The 3,813-nt window shown below is 66.9% G+C and carries 5 protein-coding genes; all 5 read left to right on the forward strand.

Annotated elements, in window-relative coordinates; genetic code table 11:
- Positions 1-205: 205 nt before the first annotated feature.
- The gene (locus tag AC2VON_RS05510) at positions 206-424 is read left to right on the forward strand and encodes a hypothetical protein (RefSeq protein ID WP_486952033.1); all 219 of its coding nucleotides are present in this window, start codon (positions 206-208) and stop codon (positions 422-424) included.
- Positions 425-1,362: 938 nt separating this feature from the next.
- A complete protein-coding gene (locus AC2VON_RS05515; protein ID WP_486952034.1) occupies positions 1,363-1,605 on the forward strand; it encodes a helix-turn-helix domain-containing protein in 243 nt (80 codons plus the stop codon).
- A 1-nt stretch (position 1,606) separates the two neighbouring features.
- Positions 1,607-1,960: a hypothetical protein gene (locus AC2VON_RS05520; protein ID WP_486952035.1), complete on the forward strand. Its 354-nt coding sequence runs from the start codon at positions 1,607-1,609 to the stop codon at positions 1,958-1,960.
- A 10-nt stretch (positions 1,961-1,970) separates the two neighbouring features.
- Positions 1,971-3,107 carry a hypothetical protein gene (locus AC2VON_RS05525; RefSeq protein ID WP_486952036.1) on the forward strand — a complete coding sequence of 379 codons (1,137 nt, stop codon included), beginning with the start codon at positions 1,971-1,973 and terminating at the stop codon, positions 3,105-3,107.
- Positions 3,104-3,813: hypothetical protein (locus AC2VON_RS05530; protein WP_486952037.1), on the forward strand; the 710-nt coding region annotated here is incomplete at its 3' end. The genes AC2VON_RS05525 and AC2VON_RS05530, both read left to right, overlap by 4 nt.

Below are 3,813 nucleotides of genomic sequence, written 5' to 3' on the forward strand. Positions count from 1 at the left end.
TCAGGGCACGGTCACTGACCGTCCCGTGACCTCGTTCGCACGGCTGCGGGATGCCGCCGTCCGCCGCGCCGAGCACGCCTTGACCGTGCCTGACCGACCTGTGCCCGTGCCCGTGCCTGACCGACCTGTGCCCGTGCCCGCCGTGAACGACCCCGTGCCCGTGCCCGTGCCCGTGCCTGTGCCCGAAACGGTCCGTGACCGCCCTGTGCCCGACCGTGTGAACGACCGACATCTGTCCGAGGCACGGGAGCTGCTGGGTCGGACCGGGAAACGAACGCCCGTCGCCAACGTCGCCGCCGTGCTGTCGGCGCTGGACGACGGCACCCCCGTCGCCGCCATCGCCGCCGAGCTGGGCATGGGGGAGAGAACGGTGCGGGAGCTGCGGGATGCCCGTCGACCGCACCTGGTCGGGCGGGTCGGATAGCCCGCTACGGACCCCCGCTACGGGCAGGGGCTGTCCGTAAGTGGTTTCGGTGACCTCGTTGTGTGTTCAAAAAACTAGCTTCACCTGCGGCGTTTCCACCCTTCCCGGAAGCCTCCCACGCCGCTACGGACCCCGCTACGGCGGGCGCTACGTACCCTGCTACGTACCCTGCTACGGGCATCGCTACGGACACCGCTACGAACCCCGAAACGCCCCTGACCTGGGACGATGTGGAAACGTGCAGGTCAGGGGCGTGTTTTTACCCCCGCCGGCGGGGTCTGGACAGCCCTGGACCCTGACCGAACCCGCCGTGAGCCCCTGGACCGTGAGCCCCGTGCCCGAGTGACCGTGCCTGTGCCTGTGCACGTGTGCCCGAGTGACTGACTGACTGACTGTGCACGTGTGCCCGTGACCGTGCACGTGTGCCCGTGAGCCCCGTGCCCGTGCACGTGTGCCCGAGTGCCCGAGTGACTGTGTGCCCGAGTGACTGTGTGACCGCCGAGTGCCCGTGCACGTGTGACCGCCGAGTGCCCGTGCACGTGTGACCGCCGAGTGCCCGTGCCCGTGTGCCCGTGCCCGAGTGCCCGTGACCGTGCATGACCGAGTGACTGTGTGCCCGCCGAGTGCCCGTGACCGTGCACGTGCCTGTGACCGCCGTGTGCCCGTGTGACCGACCACCGTGCCCGTCCCGTGCCCGTCACCGCGCCGTGCCCGAATTTGCTGACCGAGCCCCGTGACCGCCGCGTGCCCGTCCCGCGCCCGTCCCGTGCCCGTCCACGGCGTCCGTCCCGAATTTGCTGCCATGACCGTACCCACGGGGAAAAGAAATAGCCCCGGGGATTCCCGGGGCTATTCCTGTTCACCACACACGAAAGGAGGTGATCTCATCGTATCATGCACCACTGGCGATGTATGAATATTCGTGATAGTGTATAACCATGCTTACCTTGACGACCCTGGACGAGGACACGTCGGTCATCGCCGAACGCTTGTCGCACGCCCACGAGCAGGTGCGTTTCCACGCCGATGCCTACCGCAAGTCGTGGGATGAGCGCGCCGCGCTGGCACGCGAGCTTCACCGCGTCCGTGAATATCCATGCAGCCGCATCGCCCGCGAGCTGGGCGTCGTCGAGCGGACGGTGTGGACCTGGGTTCATAAGTCGGAGAAGGAAGGGAAGTGACGTGGCAATCGACATCGCCATCGACAGCGCCGTCCTGCGTCGAGCCGCCGCCGCCCTCGCCGCCCGCGCCGCCGCCATCCGTCGCAGCGCGACGGCGATGGGACAGCTCACGGGAGCCGCCGAGTCCGAGTCCGCCGAGTTCATCGCTAAGCACGGACCGATGGGGAGTTATCACTCCGCTGTGTCATCCCTGACGGCGCTCGCGGACAAGTGCGGAACGGAAGCCGGCACTGCCTGTGAGCGTCTCCAGGCGAAGGCGGCGGAGTTGTCCACGCTCGCCGACGGGCACGATGCGACCGAGGACAAGAATGCCCAGGGCATGACGAAAATCCCCACCGAGACCTTCACCATCTAGGAGACCTACCGTGCCGTCATCATCAAGCGAGTTCGCGTTCCAGAACGGTGCGGAACAATTCCACACCTTCGCCGACAGCCTTGACTCCCTGCCCGCGCTCGAACCTGTCGAAGGCGAGGGCGCGACAATCGACGCCGTGAACACGCTCATCCAGGAGCAGCGGCAGTGGGAATCAAGCATGTCGATGAAAGCGTCCGAAATCGCCCAGGCGTGCACACAGCAGCACGGGGTGGACACCACGCTCGCTCACGCCCCGTCGGTTCAGGACGTTGCCGAGGCGAAGAGCCGATTCGAGGAAGCTCACGGAGACGACAAGGTCAAGAAGCTGTCCGAGTACCGGGAGGTCAAGGACAAGCACGACTCGGCGGTGGCGACCCACGCGTCGGGCACCACCCCCACGGTGGGGACGTTGGGCTCGGTGGAGATGCCGACCGCACCAGGCGGCGGTCATTGGGGGCATGACTTGGGCGGCGGGAGCACCGCGCCGCGAGTCGACCCCAGTACGCCTCTGCCGATGTCGGACCCGGGCACGTCGCTGTCCGGGGACACGGACACGGGCGGCACCTCCCCGCCGATGCCGGACAAGTTTGGTTATCCGCAGATGTCGCCGGCGCAAATGCCATCGCAGCCTCAGGCAATGCCGTCGTCGGGGGCCGGCGGCATGGGGTATCCGTCCATCCCGCCAATGGGGGGTGCGCCACGTGTCGGCGACCGCAAGCCTGTGGAAGTCAAAGACCCACTCGATGACCTCAGGACAGCCCTTGCCGGTGACACCCCCGTACCGGCGCCGGTGCCTGTTGACCGTGGCTCAACAGCAACCGGGGTGACAACGAAAGCCGATGTGTCCGGAATGAACCGCCCGGCGGTGGGAGCCGCGCCGCCGGTCGCCGCGCCGCCGCCACCGCCGATGATGTCAGGTCCGATGGGCGCCGGCGTTCCCGGAGGTGGCGGCGGTGGGAAACCCAAGCCCCGCCCGGACATTAAATCGGCGGACCCCGTCCAGCACGGACACACGTCGATTCAGGATGCTGTCGAGGGCGGCATCCTCGGCAGCGCCACCAGTGCCGAGCCGAGATTCAAGGATGAAACGCCCCGTGCCAAGGATGAACCGCACGTGTTCGGTGACTATCCATGGGAGCGAACGTGACTCGCCGCGCCGCCGCAGTGGCGTTCGCGGCGCTGGCGTTGGCGACGTCGGGATGCACGAAGTCGGTGGACGGACAGCGTGGTTACGCCGAGGCAATGTCGGCGCAGGCGCAGCATGAACGGACCGATATTTCGACGGCGACCACCGCTACCGCCGCGCCGACGGCGACCGTGACCACCGCCGCGCCGTCGTCGATTCCGTCCACGGACCTGACACTGTTCGAGCTGATTTCGGCAGTAAGCAAAGACGCGACCCGGTACTGGGCGGCGCATGGGGCGGGATTTCCCACGCCATCGGTGTCTACGGATTTCGACTCCATGCCCTGCCATTCACACGACCCCATGATGTCGATATGCGATGGGACTATCTACTACCGCACGGAAGCGTTGGGTGAACTCCGCCGCGACGACGACATGCTTGTCGAGGAGGGTGTGGCGCACGAAGTCGGGCACGCTTTGGCGCACTACACGGGAAACGACAACGTGGACAACTACACCAACGAGACACGCGCCGATTGCGCGAGCGGCGCGTACACGGCGTTCCAATTCGACATCCCCGAGTCCCGCGCCGTCGAGCTGTTCGACCTGACCCCGATGTACAACCGGGACGGTCAGCCGACCAAGGCGTTCACGACCGGGTTCGAGACCCAACGCGACGGTGGGGACACCGTGTCCGTGTGCACGACCTACACCATGAGGGGGCACTG

This window comes from Mycobacterium sp. TH-M82 (assembly GCF_057473605.1).

Bases quoted from the DNA above. Each gene is read 5' to 3' on its own strand.
- AC2VON_RS05515 (WP_486952034.1), top strand. From the start codon at position 1,363: ATGCTTACCTTGACGACCCTGGACGAGGACACGTCGGTCATCGCCGAA.